Origin of the sequence: Agrobacterium sp. RC10-4-1 (genome assembly GCF_014138475.1) — a bacterium.
GTDB classification, from domain to species: Bacteria; Pseudomonadota; Alphaproteobacteria; order Rhizobiales; family Rhizobiaceae; genus Agrobacterium; species Agrobacterium pusense.
Genome location: NZ_JACJIT010000005.1, coordinates 489,946 through 512,126, shown reverse-complemented (window position 1 = coordinate 512,126; position 22,181 = coordinate 489,946). Strand labels below are relative to the sequence as shown.

The window sequence follows — 22,181 nt, the reverse complement described above, 5'->3', positions numbered from 1 at the left end:
TGTTAAATCGCGGCCAGTCCGTATCAGCACCGGTGCGTAAAGCCGTCTATTCGGATTTTGCAATTTACGGTTTTTTCTGGCAAACAACCTCCCAGACGTGAAATGGCGAACGCAATGCCGTGGGCGACCCGGCCGGGAGCGGGAATAGATGGTTTCTGAAGCGCCGCCCTTCTGGTGGCAGAAAGCGGGCTGGCAGGCGTGGCTCCTGTCTCCTTTCTCGCTTCTTTACGGCAAGGTCGCCGGCCGGCGCATGCGGACGGCAAAAAGGGCAAGTGTTACCGTTCCGGTCATCTGCATCGGCAACTTTACCGTGGGTGGCGCCGGTAAGACGCCGACGGCAATGGCAATTGCAAGGGCCGCCGTTGCGAAAGGCTTGAAACCCGGATTTCTCAGCCGCGGTTATGGCGGCACACTGGACGTCACCACCCTTGTCGATCCCGCACATCATCGCTCTGCCGATGTCGGCGACGAGCCGTTGCTTCTGGCGCGCGAAGCGGTGACGGTGATTTCGCGCCGCCGCGTTGAGGGTGCGCATCGCCTGATCAAAGAGGGCGTCGATCTCATCATCATGGATGACGGGTTTCAGAGTGCGCGTCTGACGCTGGATTATGCGCTTGTCGTCATCGATACGATGCGCGGCATCGGCAACGGCCATCTGGTGCCGGGCGGTCCGGTAAGAGCCCCGCTCGCCGAACAGATGCGGCATATGACCGGGCTCCTGAAGGTCGGTAATGGTCACGCGGCCGATGCCCTTGTGCGGCGAACCGCAAAGGCTGCCAAACCTGTTTTCGTTGCGGCGATCACGCCGCAGGAGCCGCAGGATTTCAGGGGAAGGCGTGTGCTGGCCTATGCGGGCATAGCCGACCCGGCCAAATTTTATCGAACCGTCGAAGCGCTCGGCGGCGATATCGTGATGCAGCGCTCTTTCCCGGATCATCACCACTTCAGCGATGACGAGATTGCCGATCTTCTGCAGGACGCAGGCAAGGCGGATCTGCAACTTGTCACCACGGCCAAGGATGCCGTGCGGCTTAACGGGCACCACGGCCGGGCTGAGGAATTGCTCTGGAACAGCCTGGTGATCGAGGTCGACATGGTGTTCGACGATCCCAATGCGGCTGGAACGATTATCGATACGGCCGTGGCGAACTGCCGCGCCCGTTTGCTTCGGGATAATTCGCGGACGTCGCTATAAGGCACCGAAAAAGACAAGCCGTCGTGCGCCGGTTTCTCCTCACTGACGTGACGAGCACAGGGACGAGGGAGGCACACGCGCGACACTCAACGCGTCGCTTCCCTCCTTATGCCGGCAAAGTACCGGCCTTCTTTTCGGCTTCCAGAGAAGCCGCGGCATCCACATAGGCCTCCTGCCGCGCCACGCTCCAGTAGCGCAGCTCATCGAGCGGAATGCTCTTGCCTGTCATGGCGCAGATGACATGCGAGCCGGTCTGGACGATGCGGAAGTCACCGTCGAGATATTCGATGACGGCGAGGCGATTGCCGCCTCCTTCAAATCTGTTCATCCGTTTTCGTCTCCTGCTCTGTCCTGTCGGGGCACCCAGTCCGAAACGGCGTAGCGTTTTCCTGAACAATCCGGATGCTCCAGTATCCTGAATTTATATAGGCCGGCGTGGCGCAAGGCCAGCCCCGACGCCCTTGCATGTAAGAGGGCGTCAGCTGCGGCCGAAGAGCCGTTCTATATCGGAAAGCTTCAGTTCGATATAGGTCGGACGGCCGTGATTACACTGGCCCGAACCCGGTGTATTTTCCATCTGCCGCAGAAGCGCATTCATCTCCTCCGGCCGCATGCGCCGGCCGGAACGCACCGAGCCGTGGCAGGCCATGGTGGCGGCGACATATTCCAGCTTGTTGGCAAGCGTCGAGGCGGCGTCCCATTCGGCGATCTCGTCGGCAAGCTGGCGCACCAATCCCTGCACGTTGACCTCACCCAGCATGGCCGGGGTTTCGCGAACGGCGACGGCACCCGGCCCGAAACGCTCGATGACGAGCCCCAGCGCATCGAAACCGGTGGCGTGATCCATCAGCCGGTCGCAATCTTCTTCCGGCAGATCGATGATTTCGGGGATGAGCAGCACCTGCGAAGCCGGCCGTTTGGAATGCAGTGCATTCCGCATCTGCTCGAAAACCAGCCGCTCATGCGCCGCATGCTGGTCGACGATGACAAGGCCGTTTTCTGTCTGCGCGATGATGTAGTTCTCGTGCAGCTGCGCCCGCGCGGCCCCGAGCGGGTAGAGCGTGGGCTCGGGCGAGGAGCTCGCGCCGGCTTCATAAGTTTCCCGAGACTCGGCCCGCGCCGTTGGGGTGGTGATGTCCGAGAAATGTGATTGTACCGCCTCCGAAAACTGCGTTGCGCCTGAAACGGCGAGCGGCCGTGACGGCGAGGTCGCGGCGGACCATGGCGCGGGAGCGGTCGTGAAAGGCGATGGCCTGAGGCCAGAAGGGCTATAGCCGGGGCGGAAGGCGTTCATCATCTGGCTGGCGCCCGTCGTTGCCGCCCTGTCGCCGTCACGCGTCAGCGCCTGGCGGATCGCGCCGACGATCAGCCCGCGAATGAGCCCGGGGTCGCGAAAACGAACGTCGGATTTCGCCGGGTGTACGTTTACATCCACAAAGGCGGGATCGAGCGTGATGGAAAGCACCGCGACAGGATATCGCCCATGCGGCACGGTTTCGGCATAAGCACCGCGAATGGCGGATAAAAGCAGTTTGTCCTGCACCGGACGGCCATTGACGAAGACATATTGATGCGCCGAATTGCCACGGTTGAAGGTGGGCACGCCGGCAAAGCCCGTCAGCGTCACATCCTCACGCCCGGCATCGATTTCAATGGCGTTGTCCTTGAAGTCCGCACCGAGAATCTGCGCCATGCGGGCCAGATGATCGTCACCCGTCGACGGAATTTCGAGCGTCGACCGATCCGTGCCTGACAGCACGAAGCGGATATGCGGAAAGGCGATCGCCATGCGTTTGACGACTTCGGTGATTGCGGCCGCTTCGGCGCGTTCCGTCTTCAGGAATTTCAGCCGTGCCGGTGTGGCGAAGAACAGGTCGCGCACCTCGACGATGGTGCCGGCATTCGAGGCGGCCGGCCTCACATCGGAAACCTTGCCGCCGGTGACGGAAATCACCGAACCCTGCTCCGCGCCCTGCTGGCGGCTGGTGATCGTCAGCTTGGCCACGGAGCCGATGGAGGGCAGTGCCTCGCCGCGGAAGCCGAGCGTGCGTATATCGTCAAGTGTATCGGAAATCTTCGAGGTGCAGTGCCGCCTGACCGCAAGCTCGAGATCGGCCGGAGACATGCCACAGCCATTGTCGGTAATCCGCACCAGCCCCTTGCCGCCGCCCGCCGTGGCGATCTCGATGCGCGTCGCCCCGGCGTCGATGGCATTTTCCACCAGTTCCTTCGTGGCGCTGGAGGGTCTTTCGATGACCTCGCCGGCGGCGATCTGGTTGATAAGGGTTTCTGAGAGCTGCTTGATGGCCATGATCGCCATTTTCGCGGATTCGCGCCGGCTTCGAAAGCAAAAAACTGAGACCGCGGAAATTTGCACATGTTTTGCGGGTTGCATGGCATCGGACCATTTCCGCCAATGCAGTTTAAGCGTTAATCCGCCCTTAATCGCCCTTGTTTATGGTGGGGCAGCTTGAAATGACCGCAGAAACGGGGCCACCTCTGCCGGGTGGTGTGTGACGTCGACTATGGGTGAGCGTCATCTTCTCCTCAAGACTGCTTCAAGCGGCAAACCCTGATGTCTGTTTTCCGGAATTTTCGTTTCATCCCGGCATCTGCCCTGGACGATTCCAATAGAAACAAAAGCCTGACCCATTAAAACAGGCGGGAGTTTGCAGTTGAGTGATTTGGCGTCCTCCGGCGCGGGCGTTCATACGGTGATGCTTGATGCCCTTTGCGACGCGCTTGGCGCGGCGATCGTCGTTTACGACCGTAACGATCACATTATTTTCGCAAGCCGGAAGCTCCTCAGTTTTTTCCCGCTGGAAGAGGCCGTCATCGGCCCCGGCGCGCGCCTGCGCGATTATCTTGGCGCCCTGTACGATTGTTACCATATCGAGACGGAAAATCCTGCCGCCAATGCCCGCCAGTTCGGTCGGGAAGAGTGGATCGGCGAACGGCTGGCTCTGCACTGGAAGGAACGGTCTGAAAAAACCGAACGGCTGAAGGGGGAGCGGTTCCTGCGCTTTGTCATGAACCGCCTGCCATCCGGTCTCGGCATTAGTGTCCTCGCGGATATTTCTGAACAGAAGAAGCGTGAAGAACAATGGCGTATCGATCTCGAGCGCGTACAGCTCCTCGAGGATATTCTCGACAATCTGCCGTTTCCCGTCTTCGTCAAGGACCGGAACCTGGCCTATGCCGCCGTGAACAAATCCGCCTGCACCCTGGTCGAAACCAGCCCCGAGAGCCTGCTCGGACGCACGGTCTTCGATCTCCATTCAAGCAAGGTTGCGGGGCGGATCGATGCGGCCGACCGGACGGTACTGGAGAGCGGCACGCCAAGCGTCATTCCGGAAAGGGTGAGACGCCTGAACGGTGAAGAGATACTGACGATCACGCGCAAACAGCGCGTAGGACGGCCAGGCCGTTATTTCCTGGTGACGACGATGGAGGATGTGACTGCGCTCGCCACGCTTGATGCGAACGGCATGCCCGTCATCCCTTCTTTGGAGCATGTGGCATTTGTGTCCTCAACCTATGGAAAGGATGAGGAGAAGGAAGGCCGTAACGGCTTGCTGAAAAGCAAGGCGGTGCTGGTCGTCTCCGAAAACAGCCGCTTTGCAGAGGCCGCCGGCCGCCAGCTCACGGCAGGTGGCATGGACCATGCAGCGGTGACGAGCGAGGAAGAGCAGCGCACCTTTATCGATGTCGCCGCCTCCGCCGGGGTTGCCATCGATGTTGTTGTCATCGACGCCCAGATGAGCATCGCATGCCTCGATATTGCCGCGGCACACCATCTGCCCGTCGTCAGCATCGAGGAGGACGAGATTGACGCGTCGTTGTTGCATCATGTGGCTGTAGGGCTCCATTCGGTGCCGAAGGAGAAATCGGTAGAGGAGGACTGGGAGATCATGACGCAGGACCTGCCCAAAATCCTCAGCAACGGCGGCGTGTGCGACGTTCTTCTCGTCGAGGACAACCGGGTCAACCAGATCGTTTTTTCGCAGATACTTGAGGGTCTCGGGCTTTCCTGGCGGCTCGCCACGTCGGGCGAGGAAGCGCTGCGTCTCTTCGTGGAACAGGCTCCGTCGGTCGTACTGCTTGACACGACGCTTGCCGATATCGACGGCTTCGAGGTCGCCCGCCGCATGCGCGATCTTTCGGGTGAAAAGCGCATTCCTGTTGTCGGCGTCATTACCCACGCATTCGAAGGCGACCTCGACAAATGCCTCGCATCCGGGATGGAGGACATGCTGCTGAAACCTGTCAGCCCCGATATGGTGGAGGCTGTTTTTGTGCGGCTTTTTGGCAAGGACGTGCTGCAGCTGCAGGCGTGATAGCCCCCTCCATCGAACCGCGTGGCGTAAACATACAATTAATTGCCGCCGCCTCGGCCGTTTTGCGCTGGCAGCGGGTCTCAACGAGGGCGGTCTGCGTTTTTCGGTTCGTCGCTCTATGGCTTTTTTAATACTTGCCCTGCATTGTGATCGCGGTCGATAGAGGATTCAAGAGATGCAGGAATGAAACGGGCAGAGCCGCAAACGTTGCAGGTTAGCCAGAACGAGCTTCAGGCGATGGCCTACAGCGATCCGCTGACAGGGCTCGGCAACCGCTACCGTTTGCGGGACAAGATCCGCATGCTCGCCAGCGAACGCTCCAGCGATCCAGCACCCTTCACGGTCGGCATTGCCAATATAGACGGCTTCAAACCCATCAATGACCTTTTCGGCGTGCAGGCGGGCGATGAAATCCTCTGCCAGGTTGCTCACCGCCTCAAAGCCTGCATTCCCGATGGCGCCATCGTGACGCGCCATGACGGCGACGAATTCGCTTTCGTATTGCCGCTGGTGTTCGAACGCACCGGTGCCGAGCGTGTCGGCAACATGATCAAGGACGTGCTCTCCGCTCCCTATGATCTTGGTGATCGTAACGTCCGGCTTTCCTCCTCGTTCGGCTTTGCCATCTATCCCTTCGCCGGCGATGATTTTGAGGATCTGCTGAAAAGCGCCGAGACGGCGCTCTACCGCTCCAAGCGGCGCGGCCGCGGCCAGATCACCGTCTATTCGCGTGAGATTGCGCAGGAGATGAAGCGCGCCACGCAGCTTGAGCAGGCGCTCAGAAACGCGATCATCACCGACGCGATCGACGTGCATTTCCAGCCCATCGTCCGGCTGGAGGAGGCGAAGGTCATCGGTTTCGAGGCGCTCGCGCGCTGGAACGATCCGGATCTCGGCTTCGTATCGCCTGCGGTTTTTGTGCCGCTGGCCGAAGAACGCGGTTTCATCGATGCGCTTTCGGAGGCCCTGCTCAGAAAAGCCGCGGAAGCGGCGCTTTTCTGGCCGCGTGAGCTCTTTCTGTCCTTCAACCTGTCGTCCGCGCAACTGATGGACCCCAGCACGGCAGACAATATTCTGTCCATACTTTCGCGTGTCGGCCTCGACCCGCACCGGCTGGAGCTTGAAATCACCGAAACGGCGGTCATGACCTCCGCCGATACCGCCCAGCGGATCATCAGCGAGTTGCAGAGCGCGGGCGTTCGTATTTCTCTCGACGATTTCGGCACCGGCCAATCGAGCCTCGGCCGCCTGCGGGATTTCACATTCGACAAGGTGAAGATCGATCGCGCTTTCGTCTCGCGCATCAGCAGCGACCGCCCTTCCGAACATATCATCAAGGCCATCGTCGCCATGTGCGAAGGGCTTGATCTTGAAGTCGTGGCCGAAGGGATAGAGGAGCGGGCGGAAGAGGAAAAACTGCGCGCGCTCGGCTGCGCCATGGGACAAGGCTACTTCTACGGCCGCCCCGCCGACGCCGCGGCGACCCAGCGGTATCTACATGAGAATTACCGCGAGATATTGTCGGATATTTCCTGAGAAACGGAATGACCTTGGACGAGGTGGTGGGGACGCCCCCAACACCCCTCATTCCTGTCTTTGCCACGGGAGCCCGGCCGACGCGCGTCTGCGCGGCGAAGAGAGTCCCTTCGGTCCAAGACTTCGGCTGGCTAGATTCCTGTGACAAGCACAGGAATGAGGAGAAGGCGGTGCGTGCCGCGTCTCAGAGCCTGTAAAGCGGCTCAAACCGGCCCTTGACCTCAACCCCCAGTTCGAACGTCAACCCGTGCTGCGGATTGGCGGCTAGGGCGTCCTCGTCAAGATTTTCACGCGCCGACGTCACGAGAAGGCGCGATGCGTCCGGGCCGACGAAGGCCGGGCAGGTCGTCTGTCCCGCGGGCACCGCATATCGGGCAATATGGTTGCCGTCGTTATCATAACGATCAACCGCGCCTTCGCCCCAACGAGCGTTCCAGATATGCCCTTCGGCATCGCAGACCGAGCCGTCGATACCGCCATCGACTCCTGTCGAATCGATGAAGACTTCAGCCTTGCCGGAGGGGAGGCCGGTCTCGGGATCGAGCGGCACGCGCATCAGCTTGTTCACCTTGGTATCGACGTAATATCCGGTCGCGCCATCGGGCGAGAAGCAGATCGAATTCGGAATGCTGATATCGGCAAACAGCTTCGTCACCGTGCCTTTGTAAACATGATAGATGCTGCCCGCGCCGGTTTCCGCCTTTCGGCCCATGGTGCCGATCCAAAGCGCGCCGCAAGGGTGCATGCGCCCGTCATTGGACCGGTTGCCGGGCAGGTCCTTTTCCAGCTCCGCATGCAGAGTCAGCACACCAGTCTTCGTATCACGCAGGAAAAGCCCGTCATCGGAGGCGATCAACTGTTGGCTGTCGCTGACTTTCGCCAGAGCGCTGCCCATGAAGGGCAGGGAATGGACGGTCTTGCGGCCGGAGGCGAGGTGCAGTTCATGCAATTCCCGCTCGAGAATGTTGAACCACCAGGCCGTGCCGGTCGCAGGGTCGAAGGTCGGGCCTTCGCCGAGCAGCATCGGCGTCTCGTCAAGAACACGTCCGGTAAAGGGAAAAACAGTCGCCAAGCTCTTATCCTCCGATGGCTGCATCATAGGCCGACAGTGTGACAGTGGCGCGTTCGCGCACCTCCGCTGCGGTCATGCCGGGTTTATAGAGGCTGGTTCCGAGCCCGAACGCCATGATGCCGGCCGATGTATAGTCGGCAAAATTCTTATCCGAGACACCGCCGACCGCTGCGATGACCAGATCCTTCGGCAGGATCGTCCGGATCGCATTGATGCCGGCGGGGCCAATGATGCTGGCGGGGAAGAACTTCAGCCCGGTCGCACCGGCTTTTGCGGCCACCAGCGCTTCGGTGGGGGTGAGAACGCCCGGCATCGTCACCATGCCTTTTTCACGTGCAGCTGTAATGACCTCCGCATCGGCATTGGGGCTAACCATCAGCCTGCCGCCTGCCGCGTCCAGCGATGCGACGTCTTCCACGCTCAGCACGGTCCCGGCGCCGATCAGGCAATCGGCGGGCGCCATCTTTGCCGCGATCTCGATGGAACGGAACGGATCGGGGGAATTCAGCGGAATTTCGATGGCGCGGAAGCCGGTTTCGATCAGCGCGCCGACAACGCCTTCTGTCTCCTCGGGTTTCAGGCCGCGCAGGATGGCAATCAGCGGATATTTGATGGAAGGAAAGGGAATACGCATGGTCGATCTTTCTTCTTATGGCCAGATGGCTGTTGCAGCGGCCAGCAATCCGCGCCGCACGGCTTCGTCTGCGTCGATGACCGTATAGTGGATATCGAGGGCGGTGAAGGCGCCTTCGTAAAGCGCGCCAAGCGCGCCGGAGCCGATCAGCACCACCGGTGTCTCCCGCCGCGCCGTCGAATGCGCGCCGGCGATCTCCAGCCCGATCATGATGCCAGAAAGCCTGGCCTTGGCATCCGTGGCGGCGAGGCCATGCAGCAATTGACCGGAGCGCAGTGTGAACAGCCGGTTGCTGGTGAGCTGCGGATTGGCGTAAATGTCGAGCACGGCCGCTCTGAAGTCCTCGTGTTGGCCGGTGAAAGGCTCCGCCTCGGCCACCGCATGGGACAGGATCGTCTGCTTGGAAATGACCTCGAACAGTTCGCCGGTCATGAAGGTGGCAAAGCCGTTGACGTCGCCATCACGAACGGTCACCCATTTGGAATGCGTGCCGGGCATACAGACAAGTTTCTCGCCGGTGTCCGAGGAGGCAAGAGCGCCGAGCAATTGCGTTTCCTCGCCACGCATCACGTCGGGCGCGTTTTTATCCCGCTGCGCCAGCCCCGGCAGAATACGCACATCGCGCGCCTGACCCGGCACGCGAACTGCGCCATCCAGCACCGACGACAGCGATGCCGGCACGTCGATGTAACCCGCTTCGACCCAACCCTGCCGCGCGCCTGCCATACCACAGACGAGAACCGGCAAATCTTCAGGCGCGCCGATGGCGTCGAGATGCGCTTGCAGAACCTCGGCAAAACCGGTCCGCATGGCCGTGGTCATGCCTTCCGAACTTCTGCGCTCCGCCAGCACAGCACCCGAGCGGCTCATGAGCCAGAGCCGGAAACTGGTCGTACCCCAGTCAACGGCGATAAAAGCGGGTTCAGACATTATAGAAGGCCTCCGTCTACGATTATGGATTGCGCCGTGATGGCGCTTGATGCCGAGGATGCGAGAAACAGGCATGGCCCAGACAAATCGGCAGCGACGAGCATGCGCTTCAAGCATTGTCGCGCCGTGGTCGTCGCAATGCCCTCATCCGTCAGCCACAGTTCCCTCTGCCGCTCGGTCACGATCATGCCCGGCAGCAGCGTGTTGACGCGGATATTTTCTGGCCCCAGCCGGCCGGCAAGGCTTTTTGTCAACCCGATGATACCTGCCTTCGCCGCCGCATAGGAGGGAAGTTCGCCCATGTTGAGCAGAAACGAGATGGACGAGAAATTGATGATGGAGGCGTCTTTCGCGAGCCGGAGGTAGGGAAGCGCGGCCTGAACGGTAAAAAACATCTGCTTGAGATTGACCGCCTGATTGGCATCCCAATAGGCTTCTGTCACCGCATCTATGTCATGACGGTCGTCCCAGGCGGCGTTGTTGACCAGAACCTTGATACCGCCTATCGCCGCGGCCGCCTCAGTGACGGTCACGGCTATGGCCGCCACGTCGCGCAGGTCGGCCCTGAAGAAATGGACCGGGTGGGGCGACACCCCGGAAAGCCGCCGGACCAGCGCTTCGCTCGGCTCTTCGGCGATATCGATGAACGCTACCTTTGCGCCCTGCATGGCAAAGGCTTCCACGAGCGAAGCCCCTATGCCGGAACCGCCGCCGGTGATCAGCACGCCCGCATCCTTGAGGTCCGGAAATTGGGCTGTCGTCATCGGCATGATCTCATCCGTCAGGGGCTTGATTGTTCCATTATTTGGAACTAGATTTTAATAAATGGAATTATTCCCTTGGCGCAAGCCTCATGTCAAGGCGAATGACAATGGATGTTGCCATGCCTGATACCAAAATACCCAATGGCAGGATGCGCAGCGCAGTTCCAGCCGCGCGGCAAAAAACCGATAGCGACACCGGTACACTCGGTAAGGCCATCTCGCTCCTGGAACTGATCGCCCTTTCTGAAAGGCAGATGCGTTTCACCGATGTGGTGGAAGCGTGCGGGCAGCCGCGAGGCACCGTCCATCGCCAGCTCGCACATCTGCTTGCCGAAGGCCTGATAGACCAGGCCCCCGACCAGACCTACGTTGTTGGCCTGAGGCTGTTGCAGTTTGCAGCCAAAGCCTGGAGTGGCAACGATCTGCGCAGCATAGCCGCCCCACACCTGGCGGCGCTGCAGGAGGCAACGCAGGAATCGGTGCATCTCGCGGTTCTGATCGGGCGCGAAGTGACCTATCTGGACAAGATTGAGGGCAAGCACAGCTTGCGCATGCATTCGCAGGTTGGAAAGACCTCGCCAGCCTATTGCACAGGCGTGGGTAAGGCCGCGCTGTCGCTGCTACCCGCCGGCGATCTGGAAGATCTCGCGGCCGGGCTGGATTTTAAGCGCTTCACGGACAACACCATCACCACACCGCAGGCCCTGATGGAGGATGTTTCGGCCATTCGCACCCTCGGTTACGGTTTCGATCTTCAGGAGCACGAGATCGGCATTCATTGCGTTGCGGCGCCGTTACCGGCCCCGGGACGCAGTTTCCGCGCGGCGATTTCAGTGACCGGCCCCGCCTACAGGGTGGATGTGGAACAGCTCCGCGCCTGGGCTCCGCTGGTGCGTGCAACCGCCGATAAAATTTCGGCAGAACTTGTCTATCGCTTATCGCCGGTTGCGGATGATTGACGAAAAGCCGATGCCGCTTATGGGGTTGCCCGCCCGCGAAAAAGAGGAGACATGACCGGCTTACGCGAGATAACGCTAATTTTCGAATATTCTGATCTAATTTTCAACTTTTGTTTGCATGAATCGATTTGCTGAGTAACATCCTCAAAATTCCGGGCAGAGGCGGGCCTTTGCGGCGGCATTTCCTCATGCTCGAAGAACAGCTTTCATGCAGAAAACAGAAACGGCCAGCGTTCAGTCGATTGGTGTTGATTGCGTTCGCGAGATCGCCAATCTTAATACGCAGTTCGATATATTCCGCTTCCTGAAGCGGCTGACGGAGGCGTGGGAATTCAGGGCCTTCATGGTACTCGACCTCACTACAGAGGTCTCAAGCGAATTGTCGCATTATACCGTCATCACCAGCTGGCCGGCCGAACTGTTGCAACGCTATGATGAAGAAGGCGAGTTGCAGAACAGCCGCGTCATGGCGCGGTTAAGAAAATCCACTGTACCCTTTTCCGTGTCGCTGGATTTCCTGGTCGAAGGCGAGGGGCATGTCCTGAAGAAAAACGTGGTCGCGCTTTTCGAACGGTTCGAGATGATAAATTCCGTCTGGTTCCCGGTGCATGATGTCACCCTCAGGCGCGGCGCCGTATCCTTTTCCGGCAACAAGACGGCCCTGCCGGAAGCCCGGCTTGCGGAGCTTTTTTACATTTCCAGCCACGTCTTTGCCCGGCTGTCCGAAATCCGCCGTCTCGATCTCCGCGTGCCGGAAACATTGAGCGAACGGGAGATCGACTGCCTGAACTGGACGGCAGCCGGAAAGACCAGTGCCGAAATCGCCGAGATCATGATGTTGTCGGAGCATACCATCAATCACTACCTGAACCGCGCGACGAAAAAACTCGATACGGTCAACCGCACCCAGGCGGTCGCCAAGGCCCTGCGCGTCGGACTGATTAAATAGCGAAACTCGCAATTTTATCATTGTGATAAAGCCCTTCCTGGGCGATCCTCTTTTCGAATCACCGGAAAGGAGAAATCGTTGCCGGAGCGGCATAGTGTAAAAGCGGGATTTTCTCCGACTGTCGATTGCGCCGTGCTGATAGTCGCTGCCGAAAAAGGCTTTGCCGCCGATGAAGGCATAGAACTGGAACTGGTCCGAAAGCAGTCCGCACGTGGTGTTCTTTCGGTGCTCGGCGAGGACGGCGTTCAGATCGCGCATTTGCCCGCTCCTGTTCCCGTGGGGTCGGCCGTTGGCCTCCATGATATGCCGGCCAATATCATCGGCGTTTTCACGCTTTCCCTCGGCGGCTCCGCGACCACCGTTTCCCCTGGGTTTTATGATGAACTTTACCGTGAGGGACTGAAGCTGCCGGACCCGGCGGCTTTCGGCCGTGCGATGGCCCGCGTCTGCGCCGCACGCCGGGCCGCGGGTGAAAATCCGCCCGTCTTCGCGGTTGAGGATATCGCCTCGACGTCCTTTTATGCCCTGCGTTATCTGCTCGGAAGCTGCGGTGTGCTGCTTGGCCGTGACATGGAAATCGTCGAAGCGCTGCCGAAGGCGATGCCCGGGCTTCTGGAAAGCGGCGACGTCGATGCGCTCTGTTCCGCTGAACCCGCGGGCAGCGCTGCGGTGCTGGGTGGCGCCGGGCGTATCGTGACGACGGGCGCGCTCATCTGGCACAATGCCCCGGAAAAAATACTTGCCGTGAAGCGAGATTGGGCTGATGCGAATGCCAGCCTCTTGGAGGGGCTGCTGCGCGCACTTTACCGCGCGGGCGAGTGGTGCGCCAACCCCGCCAATATCGAGGAACTTGCCGGTATTCTGGCCGCCCCCCATTATATGAACGTCAGTGGCGAATTCCTGCTTCCGGCCCTGACGGGCTATATTTCGACTTCGCAGAAGGACATGCAGCGTTTTCAGGAATTTTTCGTCACCAGCGCGAAAGCGGCGAATTTTCCATGGCAAAGCCAGGCTCTTTGGTTCTTCAGCCAGATGTTGCGCTGGGGGGAAATACCCGCCGGTTGTCGTTTCGATGCCGCGGTGGTGGAAGCCGCACGCAATGCGTATAGGCCGGATATTTTTCGCAAGGCGATGAAACCACTTTTCGTGCCGGTGCCAGGCGCCAATCTGAAGCTGGAAGGCACGCTGAGGGAACCTGTTCATGTCGGCGCATCGCGCACCGGCCTCGTTCTGGGACCCGACTGTTTCTTCGACGGGCGAGTCTTCGATCCGGAGACGCTCGATATGGATGACGAGATTTGAAATCGCAGCGCTAAATCGTCGCGAATGGTTCCTGTTTGCGCTTTGGCATTGGCGAACCGCTCCCGCTTGTCTATGGATGGCGCAAATTGTTTCCCGATCAGACCGGACGATGTAACGGAGTAAGACAATGGCAGAGGTCAGCAAGAACCAGGTGGAAAAGGCTCTGGACGCCGTCATCTATCCCGGCAGCGGCAGAAGCATCGTTTCCCTCGGCATGGTCTCGGAAATCTTCATCGCAGATGGAAAGGCCTATTTCTCGATCACCGTCCCGGCCGACAGGGCGGCCGAGATGGAGCCGTTGCGCCTGTCCGCCGAACAGGCGGCGAAGGGTGTTCCGGGCATCGCCGGCGCGGTCGTGGCGCTGACTGCCGATCGCAAGCCCGGCCAACAGCAGCCGGCGCCGGCGCGTCCCGCCGCGGCAGCGGGCCGGCCGACGCAGCAGCCGGGCTCGTCCAAGGTGGGCGTCCCCGGCGTCCGCGCCATCATCGCCGTCGCATCGGGCAAGGGCGGGGTCGGCAAATCGACGACATCAGTCAATCTTGCGCTTGGCCTTCAGGCGCTTGGCCTGAAGGTCGGCATGCTGGATGCGGACATTTACGGGCCTTCGCTGCCGCGGCTCCTCAAGATTTCCGGTCGTCCGAAACAGCAGGAGGACCGCATCATTCTTCCCATGGAGAATTATGGGCTGAAGGTCATGTCCATGGGGTTTCTGGTGGATGAGGAGGCCGCGATGATCTGGCGCGGGCCAATGGTGCAGTCCGCCCTGATGCAGATGCTGCGTGAAGTCGCCTGGGGCGAGCTCGACGTGCTGGTGCTGGATATGCCGCCCGGCACGGGTGATGCGCAGCTGACCATCGCCCAGCAGGTGCCGCTTGCCGGCGCGGTCATCGTTTCCACTCCGCAGGACCTCGCGCTGCTCGACGCGCGCAAGGGCATCACCATGTTCCGCAAGGTGGAGGTGCCATTGCTCGGCGTCATCGAGAACATGAGTTACTTCATCGCACCCGATACCGGCGCCCGCTACGATATTTTCGGCCACGGCGGCGCGAAGGCGGAAGCCGAAAGGATCGGTGTGCCGTTCCTCGGCGAGGTGCCGCTCACCATCGCCATCCGCGAAATGTCGGACGCCGGAACGCCTGTCGTCGTTGCCGACCCGGATGGTCCACAGGCTGCGATCTACCGCGAGATAGCGAAAAAAGTCTGGGAGCGTATTGGCGCCGGTGAAAGAAAAGCGGCTCCAAAGATCGTTTTCGAATAAGCTACGGACGGCCGGCAAAACCGCAAAGCGCACCTGCGCTGTGAATAGTCCTGTAAAAACAGAAGATTGGTGGCCAGTAACGGTGCGGTTTCTGGCCATGAAATCCAGAAGTGCTTCGTCTGCAAAGCTGTCACGAAAAAATATTGCTTGATTGCATCTCGCTTTGGGCGCATACGCCTGCGCCGTTTGGCTCTTGGTCCATCGGGCTGGCGCGATATGACGTTGCGCCTGTTTCGGTGGTCCCTGAAGTGTCGTCCAAAGGTTTGCCGACAGCAAACAGGATATGTTAAGCAGCATTGCGGCTAAGGCCTGCAATGTGGAGCGGAGAAACGGATTGATAAAAGCCTATCGCGCCAATTGCGAGGCGATCAGCCTGTCGTCAGACGACGGCTCCGTACAGATTCCTGATGACATCGTCTGGATCGATCTCGTCAACCCGGACAGGGCGGAAGAGCAGCATGTGGAAAAGCTGCTGCAGCTCGATCTGCCGACGCGTGAGGATTTGAAGGATATCGAGCCCTCCAGCCGTCTCTACATGGAAGACGGCAATGTTTTCATGACCGCATCGCTGGTGTGGAAGGCGGATTCGGACGACCCCCGCCTCACAGACGTCGCCTTCATCCTCGCCGGCACGCGCCTCGTGACGATCCGTTATGCTGAGCCGAAATCATTCCACCTTTTCATTGCCGCCATCACCCGCGCGCCGCATGAGATGCGCAGCGGCACGGCGCTGCTTTTGAAACTGCTCGAGACAATCGTCGATCGCACGGCCGAAATTCTCGAAAACTCGGTCGCTGGCATCGACAATCTCGCCGCTGATATTCTCGGCAGCCAAGCCCGTTCCAAGCGCAAGGCGCCGCGTTATCTCGAAGACCGCCTGACCAACATCGCTGCCTATCATCGGCTGATTTCGAAGGTTCGCGTCAGTCTTGCATCGCTGGCGCGGCTGCAGACGTTCTTTTCCACCAGCGATCAGGCGAGCGCGGACAAGGTTGCGAGGGAGCAGGGCAAGTCCATCGGACGCGATATCCAGTCGCTGAACGAACATGCCTCCTTCGTTTCCGGCAATCTGACCTTCCTGCTCGATGCCTCGCTCGGCATCATCAACATCGAGCAGAACAGCATCATCAAGATATTCTCCATCGCTTCGGTGGTTTTTCTGCCGCCCACGCTGGTGGCTTCGGTTTACGGAATGAACTTTCAGCTCATGCCGGAGTTGAACTGGACATTTGGTTATCCACTTGCGCTGATCGTCATGGTGATGTCCGCAATCATCCCGTTTCTCTTTTTTCGTTGGAAGGGCTGGCTCTGAGGAGCCAGGATCATCATGTCCCAGATCGCTGACAAGGATGTTGCCGAGAAGCCGGATGCGGATGACGCTCACAAGAACAAGGGGCTTTACGCCGCTATCCTTGGTTCGATCGGCGTCGTTTATGGCGATATCGGCACCAGCCCGCTCTACGCCTTTCGCGAAGCCCTGCGGCCCATCGCCTATGACGGGGTGACGCAGGAAGAGGTCATCGGCCTCACATCGCTGATGATCTGGTCTCTGACGATCATCGTCACCTTCAAATACATCACGCTTTTGCTGCGCGCCGACAATGACGGCGAGGGCGGTACGCTGTCGCTGCTGGCGCTGCTGATGAAGACGGCCGGCACCCATCGCAGCGTCCTCATCGTGCTTGGCCTGATTGGCGCGGCGCTGTTTCTTGGCGATGCCATGATCACCCCGGCACTTTCAGTGCTTTCGGCGGTGGAAGGCCTGAAGCTCGTCACCCCGGAGATGGACGCCTTCATCATTCCGATCTCTGTCGGCATCCTGATTGGCCTCTTCGCCATCCAGTCCCACGGCACCGGCACGGTGGCAAAATTTTTCGGACCGATCACCGCGGTCTGGTTCATCGTCATGGGCCTTGCAGGCCTCATTCATATCGCTGACGACTTCAGCATTCTCTTTGCCTTCAACCCGTGGCACGCGGTCGAGTTTCTGGCGAATGAAGGTTTTTATGGCATTGTCGTACTCGGCGCGGTGTTCCTGACGATCACGGGCGCAGAAGCGCTTTATGCAGACCTCGGCCATTTCGGCCGCCGCCCCATCCAGTGGGCGTGGTTCTGTCTGGTATTCCCGGCGCTGACGCTGAACTATCTGGGGCAGGGCGCGCTCGTGCTGAAAGACCCGGCGGCCATGTCCAATCCCTTCTATCTGATGTTCCCGCAATGGGCGATCCTGCCCGCCGTCATTCTGGCGACCGCCGCGACAATCATTGCCAGCCAGGCCGTCATAACGGGCGCCTTCTCGCTGGTTCGCCAGGCGATTCACCTCGGCTACCTGCCGCGCATGGAAATTCTCTTCACCTCGGAAACCAATACCGGGCAGATTTATCTTCCGGCGGTCAACACCATCCTGCTTTTCGGTGTCGTTGCCCTGGTGCTCACCTTCAAGAGCTCGGATGCGCTGGCCACCGCCTATGGTATTTCGGTCACCGGTGCGATGGTCGTCACCAGCCTGATGTTCTTCGAGTTCGTGCGCAAACGCTGGCAATGGTCGATCTGGCTTGCCCTTGCGGTGCTGACCCCGCTTCTGGTGCTGGAACTGATCTTCCTCGGCGCAAACCTTCTGAAAATTCATGATGGCGGTTACGTGCCGGTGCTGCTGGCGATTGCCTTCACGGTCATCATGACGACTTGGCAGCGCGGTTCGAGAATCCTGTTCGCCAAGACGCGCCGCATCGATGTGCCGCTGAAGGCCTTCATCGCCTCAGTGGAAAAGGAAAGCGCCCATGCGCCGGTGCGCGTACCGGGTACGGCGATTTTCCTCACCGGCGATCCGGAAACGGCGCCGGCGGCTTTGCTGCATAATCTGAAGCATAACCACGTCCTTCACGACAAGAACGTCATCCTGACGATCCGCACCGAGGATCAGCCGCGCGTTCATCCGGCAGATCGTTATACGTTGACGAAGATGAGCGACCGTTTCGCCGTGGTCGAGCTGCATTTCGGCTTCATGGAAACCCAGAATGTTACCCAGGCGCTGGGCTATCTGCGCCGCACGGGCTACAAGTTCGACATCATGTCGACCTCCTTCTATCTCGGTCGCCGCAAGCTGGTTCCAGATCCGAAATCGGGCATGCCGGGCTGGCAGAACCGCCTGTTCATCGCGCTCGCCGAAACGGCAGCCGATCCCTCCGACTATTTCCGCCTGCCTGCCAATCGGGTGGTGGAACTCGGTTCGCACGTCGTGGTGTGACGAAGTGGGCATGCCCCCAATGTAGCTGGGCGATCTCGTTCTCTCTGTCATACCGGCCTTGAGCCGGTATCCAGCCAGCCCAAGTCCTTGGGGTGAAAGGGTCTTTACGCCGCGCCGACGCGCGACGGCTGGTTCCGGCTCGAGGCGGAATGACGGATGAGGAGATGCCCTGCGGCGCAGTTCTAATCGGCACATGCGAACTCGACTCCACGCCACACTCATTAGCATTCCCTCACACATTAACGTGAAGACACCTTCCTGCGCGGCGTTAACCAACCATCAAGGTTAATAAGAGATTCTCGAACACCTGTAGAAAATTCGGTTGTCGGTGTTCGGAGTGCTGGTTTTGCGTTCGAAAAGAGTAATGCGTCGTCGGTCCCCCGTGTCCTTTCAGGGATGGGCGTCCAAGTGGACGTCACCCGTCGTCTTCGGCCTGGCCGCCTGGCTTGTCTTTCCCTCCCTCGCTGCGCGTGCCGATCTCGCCTCGCTTCTGGCGGGCCTCGACAAGGGCGGCGAACAATGGCGCATGGTGCTGACTGCCTCCCCGGCGGGCTCGACGCATAACGCCTCCCTGACATTCAACGATCCGGAAGGGGGCGAGGCGCTGCATGGCGGCGGCATGACCCTGCCCAACGGCAGCAAGGTCGCGTTCGTCACCAACAAGAAGGGCGAAGCAACGACGCCGGACAGCGAGCGGGTGAACCGCGCCGCCAAGAAGGGCCGCATCGTCGCCACCGAAATCATGCAGCCGCCGAAGGCCTTCACCGCCGGTTCGGTGCTGCAGCGCACCTCGATGCTGGATATCGAGCCGCTGAAGCGCAAGGATCGCACCGCCTTCGTCAAGCCGAAGCGCGGCAAGGATGTCGAACTCGCCTCTTTCTATTTCCGCCGCGAGGAAAAGAAGGCGGATAAGAGCGTCTCGCCGATGCTGGCGGAACTCGTCACCAACCGCACGCCGGACATCCTGGCGACGGCCTATGCGCCCGCCGAACCGGATTTTGCCCGGGAGTCTCCCTTCGACGCCATCCTGAAGAAGCCCGAGGCCGGCCGCTTCGTGCCGCAGATCAACCCAGATGACCACGCCTGGGCCGCAACGCCGCTGCCGGCAGCCGTGTTTTCTCCGGCCGAACAGCAGTGCCTTGCATCGGGCATCTATTTCGAGGCGCGCGGTGAGTCCGTTAAAGGTCAGGCGGCGGTGGCGCAGGTCATCCTAAACCGCGTGCGCAATCCGGCCTATCCGAAAACCATCTGCGGCGTTGTCTACCAGAACAAGGACTGGCGCAATCGCTGCCAGTTCTCCTTCGCCTGCGATAATATCAAGGATCGGGTGAATTCCGAACGCCACTGGAAGATGGCGCGCGAAGTGGCCATGGCGACTACGGCCGGCAAGATCTGGCTGAAGGAAGTTGGCTCTGCCACCCACTATCACGCCGTTTACGTGCGTCCCGCCTGGGGCAAGTCGATGAAGAAGGTCGGCAGAATCGGCCTCCACGTCTTTTACCGTACCTATGGTGGCGGCTGGAGCTGATACCACCGCCAATTTGTCGCATTTTGCGTGTCAAAAATGCCGATTCCCCGGCGAAACATCGCCCCCAAACAGTGATTTCTAGTCAAGCCATTGTTTTTGAATGATTAATTTGTGCCTAAACAACCGCTCGCAGTGCCTTGACTAGAGAAGCCCCTAAAACTATGTTGCGCGCGACTTCAGAGCGGGCTGGAACAGGCTTAATCCGTCACCGTTTACAACTCCAAAGGGTTCTGGCATGGCTGGAACGGAGAAAATGGGTGGGATTTTAAGATGACTGGCAACCGTGACGATAGTCTGGACGAGCGCCGCAAACGCCTTGCTGACAAGTTGGCAAAGGTGAAGGCGGAGGATGAGGCGGAAGTGAGGGCGGAGACCAACGCTGCGGAGAGCCGGAAAGGCTTTGCGATGGCGGTTAAGCTCTCATCGGAGTTCATTTCGGCCATCGTGGTCGGCGCTATGCTGGGTTATCTTCTGGACTATTTTGCCGGCACGACGCCGTGGGGGATGATCGTTCTTCTTCTTCTCGGTTTCTGCGCAGGCGTATTGAATGTGTTGCGTTCGACGGGCGCGGTGGCCAAGCCGCCGCTGCTTGAGAAGGCGGACAGACGAGACGAGGGTGGAAAACGCGGCCTTTGAGGCTGTTTTTCCTTACAGTTGAGATGCCGCGACAGGCGGCGACAGGTAAAGAGGGCAGCCGGTGGCAAACGATCCGACCCATCAGTTCTTGGTGCAGCCGATCATTCCGATCGAAATTGGCGGCGTCGATTTTTCCTTCACCAATGCGTCGCTCTTCATGGTCGCGACCGTGGCTGCTGCTTCGGGTTTCCTTTATTTCGCAACGTCGAACCGCGGTCTGATCCCCACCCGCATGCAGTCCGTTGCCGAAATGTCCTATGAGTTCATCGCCTCCATGCTGCGCGAAGGCGCCGGCAAGAAGGGCATGGTGTTCTTCCCCTTCGTTTTCTCGCTGTTCATGTTCGTGCTGACGGCAAACCTGCTCGGCATGTTCCCGTATTTCTTCACGGTCACCAGCCAGATCATTGTCACCTTCGCGCTCGCCTGCCTCGTCATCGGCACGGTCGTGGTTTACGGTTTTTATAAGCACGGTCTGCATTTCTTCGGCATTTTCGCCCCCTCCGGCGTGCCCAAGGCACTTCTGCCGCTTGTGGCGTCGATTGAAATGATCTCCTTCCTGTCGCGCCCGATCAGCCTTTCCGTTCGTCTTTTCGCGAACATGCTGGCCGGCCACATCACGCTCAAGGTTTTCGCAGGCTTCGTCGCCTCCATGAGCGCACTTGGCGCGCTCGGCGTCGGCGGTGCAGTCCTGCCTCTCATCATGACGGTCGCAATGACCGCTCTCGAATTTCTCGTTGCCTTCCTGCAGGCTTACGTCTTCGCGGTACTGACTTGCATGTACCTGAACGACGCCGTGCATGGTGGTCACTGAGAAGTAAAGTCGCTGGCCCCGGCAACGGGCGTCAAAAACAGCCGCAACAACCAATATCTCAAGGAGTCTCACATGGAAGCGGAAGCAGCAAAGTACATCGGCGCAGGTCTCGCATGCCTCGGCATGGCTGGTACGTCCCTCGCACTCGGCCGTATCTTCGGTGATTACCTGTCCGGCGCACTGCGCAACCCCTCTGCTGCCGACAGCCAGTTCGGCCGTCTGGTATTCGGCTTCGCCGTTACGGAAGCTCTGGGCATCTTCTCGCTGCTCGTTGCTCTCCTTCTCCTGTTCGCTGTCTAATATCGGCATCAGGTCTGGATCACGGCCCGCAACATAGCGTGCCGTGATCCTTCGCATTTGCAGTCCCCCTGGAGGTGAGCATGTTCGTGACCGAGGCTTATGCCCAGTCAGCACCGACCGTAGGTGAAACGCATACGGAAACTCCGGCCGTTGGCCAGCCGCAACCGGAAGCCACGCACACGGAAACCGGTGTAGCGCATGGCGCCGAGCACGGTTCTTCCGGCGTTTTCCCGCCGTTCGACCAGTCTACTTATGCATCGCAGGTCCTGTGGCTGGCGATTACGTTTGGCCTTTTCTACCTGCTCATGCAGAAGGTCATCGTTCCGCGCGTCGGCGGCATTCTGGAAAACCGTCATGGACGCATCGCACAGGATCTCGACGAAGCGGCACGGCTGAAAGCTGAAGCTGACGCTGCCGTCGAAACCTATGAAAAAGAACTCGCGGCAGCCCGCGCCAAGGCAAGCTCGATCGGCGCCGCGGCCCGTGACGCCGCCAAGGCGAAGGCCGATGCCGATCGCGCCGCTATTGAAGCCGGTCTCGCCGAAAAGCTTGCCGCTGCCGAAAAGCGCATTGCCGGCATCAAGGATCAGGCTTTCGCCGATGTCGGCGCCATCGCCGAGGAAACCGCGACCGCAATCGTCGACCAGCTGGTTGGCGCAAAGGTCAAGGACACGGACGTGAAGGCAGCGATTGCCGCCGCTTCGAACGTGAAGGGAGCCTGAT

The 22,181-nt window shown here is 59.9% G+C and carries 20 protein-coding genes; 14 read left to right on the top strand and 6 right to left on the bottom strand.

All coding sequences use genetic code 11. The annotated features are described in order from the left end of the window. The first annotated feature begins 148 nt into the window (after positions 1 to 148). Positions 149 to 1,195, top strand: a complete 1,047-nt coding sequence (gene lpxK, locus FHW77_RS17005; RefSeq protein ID WP_004440230.1) for a tetraacyldisaccharide 4'-kinase — start codon at positions 149 to 151, stop codon at positions 1,193 to 1,195. Between the two features lie 106 nt (positions 1,196 to 1,301). Here the strand turns inward: lpxK and FHW77_RS17000 are convergent, their stop codons facing one another. Together FHW77_RS17000 and mutL are read right to left on the bottom strand one after the other, a co-directional pair. Then, complete coding sequence (locus tag FHW77_RS17000; RefSeq protein WP_004440232.1) at positions 1,302 to 1,523, bottom strand: DUF2093 domain-containing protein; 222 nt, start codon at positions 1,521 to 1,523, stop codon at positions 1,302 to 1,304. A gap of 150 nt (positions 1,524 to 1,673) precedes the next feature. After that, positions 1,674 to 3,506 carry a DNA mismatch repair endonuclease MutL gene (gene mutL, locus FHW77_RS16995; protein ID WP_034496289.1) on the bottom strand — a complete coding sequence of 611 codons (1,833 nt, stop codon included), beginning with the start codon at positions 3,504 to 3,506 and terminating at the stop codon, positions 1,674 to 1,676. A gap of 406 nt (positions 3,507 to 3,912) precedes the next feature. Here mutL and FHW77_RS16990 point away from each other — a divergent pair, with 406 nt between their 5' ends. Both FHW77_RS16990 and FHW77_RS16985 read left to right on the top strand, forming a co-directional pair. Next, entirely contained in the window at positions 3,913 to 5,532 is a 1,620-nt protein-coding gene (locus FHW77_RS16990) for a response regulator (protein ID WP_044458782.1), read from the top strand. Between the two features lie 183 nt (positions 5,533 to 5,715). Continuing rightward, positions 5,716 to 7,068 (top strand): putative bifunctional diguanylate cyclase/phosphodiesterase, encoded by a 1,353-nt coding sequence (locus tag FHW77_RS16985; RefSeq protein WP_004440238.1) that lies wholly within the window; start codon positions 5,716 to 5,718, stop codon positions 7,066 to 7,068. A 184-nt stretch (positions 7,069 to 7,252) separates the two neighbouring features. Here FHW77_RS16985 and FHW77_RS16980 read toward each other — a convergent pair whose 3' ends face one another. The 4 genes from FHW77_RS16980 to FHW77_RS16965 are packed head-to-tail and all read right to left on the bottom strand — an operon-like array spanning position 7,253 to position 10,474. Further along, complete coding sequence (locus tag FHW77_RS16980) at positions 7,253 to 8,140, bottom strand: SMP-30/gluconolactonase/LRE family protein (RefSeq protein WP_004440239.1); 888 nt, start codon at positions 8,138 to 8,140, stop codon at positions 7,253 to 7,255. A gap of 4 nt (positions 8,141 to 8,144) precedes the next feature. Next, positions 8,145 to 8,774 carry a 2-dehydro-3-deoxy-6-phosphogalactonate aldolase gene (locus tag FHW77_RS16975; RefSeq protein ID WP_004440240.1) on the bottom strand — a complete coding sequence of 210 codons (630 nt, stop codon included), beginning with the start codon at positions 8,772 to 8,774 and terminating at the stop codon, positions 8,145 to 8,147. A 15-nt stretch (positions 8,775 to 8,789) separates the two neighbouring features. Beyond that, positions 8,790 to 9,704 (bottom strand): 2-dehydro-3-deoxygalactonokinase, encoded by a 915-nt coding sequence (locus FHW77_RS16970; RefSeq protein WP_004440241.1) that lies wholly within the window; start codon positions 9,702 to 9,704, stop codon positions 8,790 to 8,792. Next, positions 9,704 to 10,474 (bottom strand): SDR family NAD(P)-dependent oxidoreductase, encoded by a 771-nt coding sequence (locus tag FHW77_RS16965; protein WP_004440244.1) that lies wholly within the window; start codon positions 10,472 to 10,474, stop codon positions 9,704 to 9,706. Before FHW77_RS16965 ends, FHW77_RS16970 begins: the two co-directional genes overlap by 1 nt. Before the next feature lie 83 nt (positions 10,475 to 10,557). Between FHW77_RS16965 and FHW77_RS16960 the strand changes: the two genes are divergently transcribed. The 11 genes from FHW77_RS16960 to FHW77_RS16910 all read left to right on the top strand — a co-directional run bounded on the left by FHW77_RS16960 (position 10,558) and on the right by FHW77_RS16910 (position 22,180). Continuing rightward, positions 10,558 to 11,427, top strand: coding sequence for an IclR family transcriptional regulator (locus FHW77_RS16960; protein ID WP_034495957.1), 870 nt, complete (start codon positions 10,558 to 10,560; stop codon positions 11,425 to 11,427). 208 nt (positions 11,428 to 11,635) lie between these two features. Beyond that, positions 11,636 to 12,376, top strand: coding sequence for a helix-turn-helix transcriptional regulator (locus FHW77_RS16955; RefSeq protein ID WP_004440251.1), 741 nt, complete (start codon positions 11,636 to 11,638; stop codon positions 12,374 to 12,376). A gap of 78 nt (positions 12,377 to 12,454) precedes the next feature. Next, on the top strand, positions 12,455 to 13,678 hold the full coding sequence (locus FHW77_RS16950; protein ID WP_004440252.1) for a CmpA/NrtA family ABC transporter substrate-binding protein: 1,224 nt from the start codon (positions 12,455 to 12,457) through the stop codon (positions 13,676 to 13,678). Positions 13,679 to 13,805: 127 nt separating this feature from the next. Further along, positions 13,806 to 14,936, top strand: a complete 1,131-nt coding sequence (locus tag FHW77_RS16945; protein ID WP_004440253.1) for an Mrp/NBP35 family ATP-binding protein — start codon at positions 13,806 to 13,808, stop codon at positions 14,934 to 14,936. A 334-nt stretch (positions 14,937 to 15,270) separates the two neighbouring features. Next, a complete protein-coding gene (locus FHW77_RS16940) occupies positions 15,271 to 16,248 on the top strand; it encodes a magnesium transporter CorA family protein (protein ID WP_004440254.1) in 978 nt (325 codons plus the stop codon). Positions 16,249 to 16,263: 15 nt separating this feature from the next. Continuing rightward, positions 16,264 to 18,183 carry a potassium transporter Kup gene (locus tag FHW77_RS16935; protein WP_004440255.1) on the top strand — a complete coding sequence of 640 codons (1,920 nt, stop codon included), beginning with the start codon at positions 16,264 to 16,266 and terminating at the stop codon, positions 18,181 to 18,183. 364 nt (positions 18,184 to 18,547) lie between these two features. Beyond that, positions 18,548 to 19,711 (top strand): cell wall hydrolase, encoded by a 1,164-nt coding sequence (locus FHW77_RS16930; protein ID WP_034495953.1) that lies wholly within the window; start codon positions 18,548 to 18,550, stop codon positions 19,709 to 19,711. Positions 19,712 to 19,981: 270 nt separating this feature from the next. Beyond that, positions 19,982 to 20,347, top strand: a complete 366-nt coding sequence (locus FHW77_RS16925) for an AtpZ/AtpI family protein (protein ID WP_004440257.1) — start codon at positions 19,982 to 19,984, stop codon at positions 20,345 to 20,347. 61 nt (positions 20,348 to 20,408) lie between these two features. Then, positions 20,409 to 21,158, top strand: coding sequence for a F0F1 ATP synthase subunit A (locus FHW77_RS16920; protein WP_004440258.1), 750 nt, complete (start codon positions 20,409 to 20,411; stop codon positions 21,156 to 21,158). Positions 21,159 to 21,230: 72 nt separating this feature from the next. Continuing rightward, positions 21,231 to 21,458 (top strand): F0F1 ATP synthase subunit C, encoded by a 228-nt coding sequence (locus FHW77_RS16915; protein WP_003494147.1) that lies wholly within the window; start codon positions 21,231 to 21,233, stop codon positions 21,456 to 21,458. An 80-nt stretch (positions 21,459 to 21,538) separates the two neighbouring features. Beyond that, a complete protein-coding gene (locus tag FHW77_RS16910) occupies positions 21,539 to 22,180 on the top strand; it encodes a F0F1 ATP synthase subunit B (protein WP_004440268.1) in 642 nt (213 codons plus the stop codon). The last annotated feature ends 1 nt before the right edge of the window (position 22,181 follow it).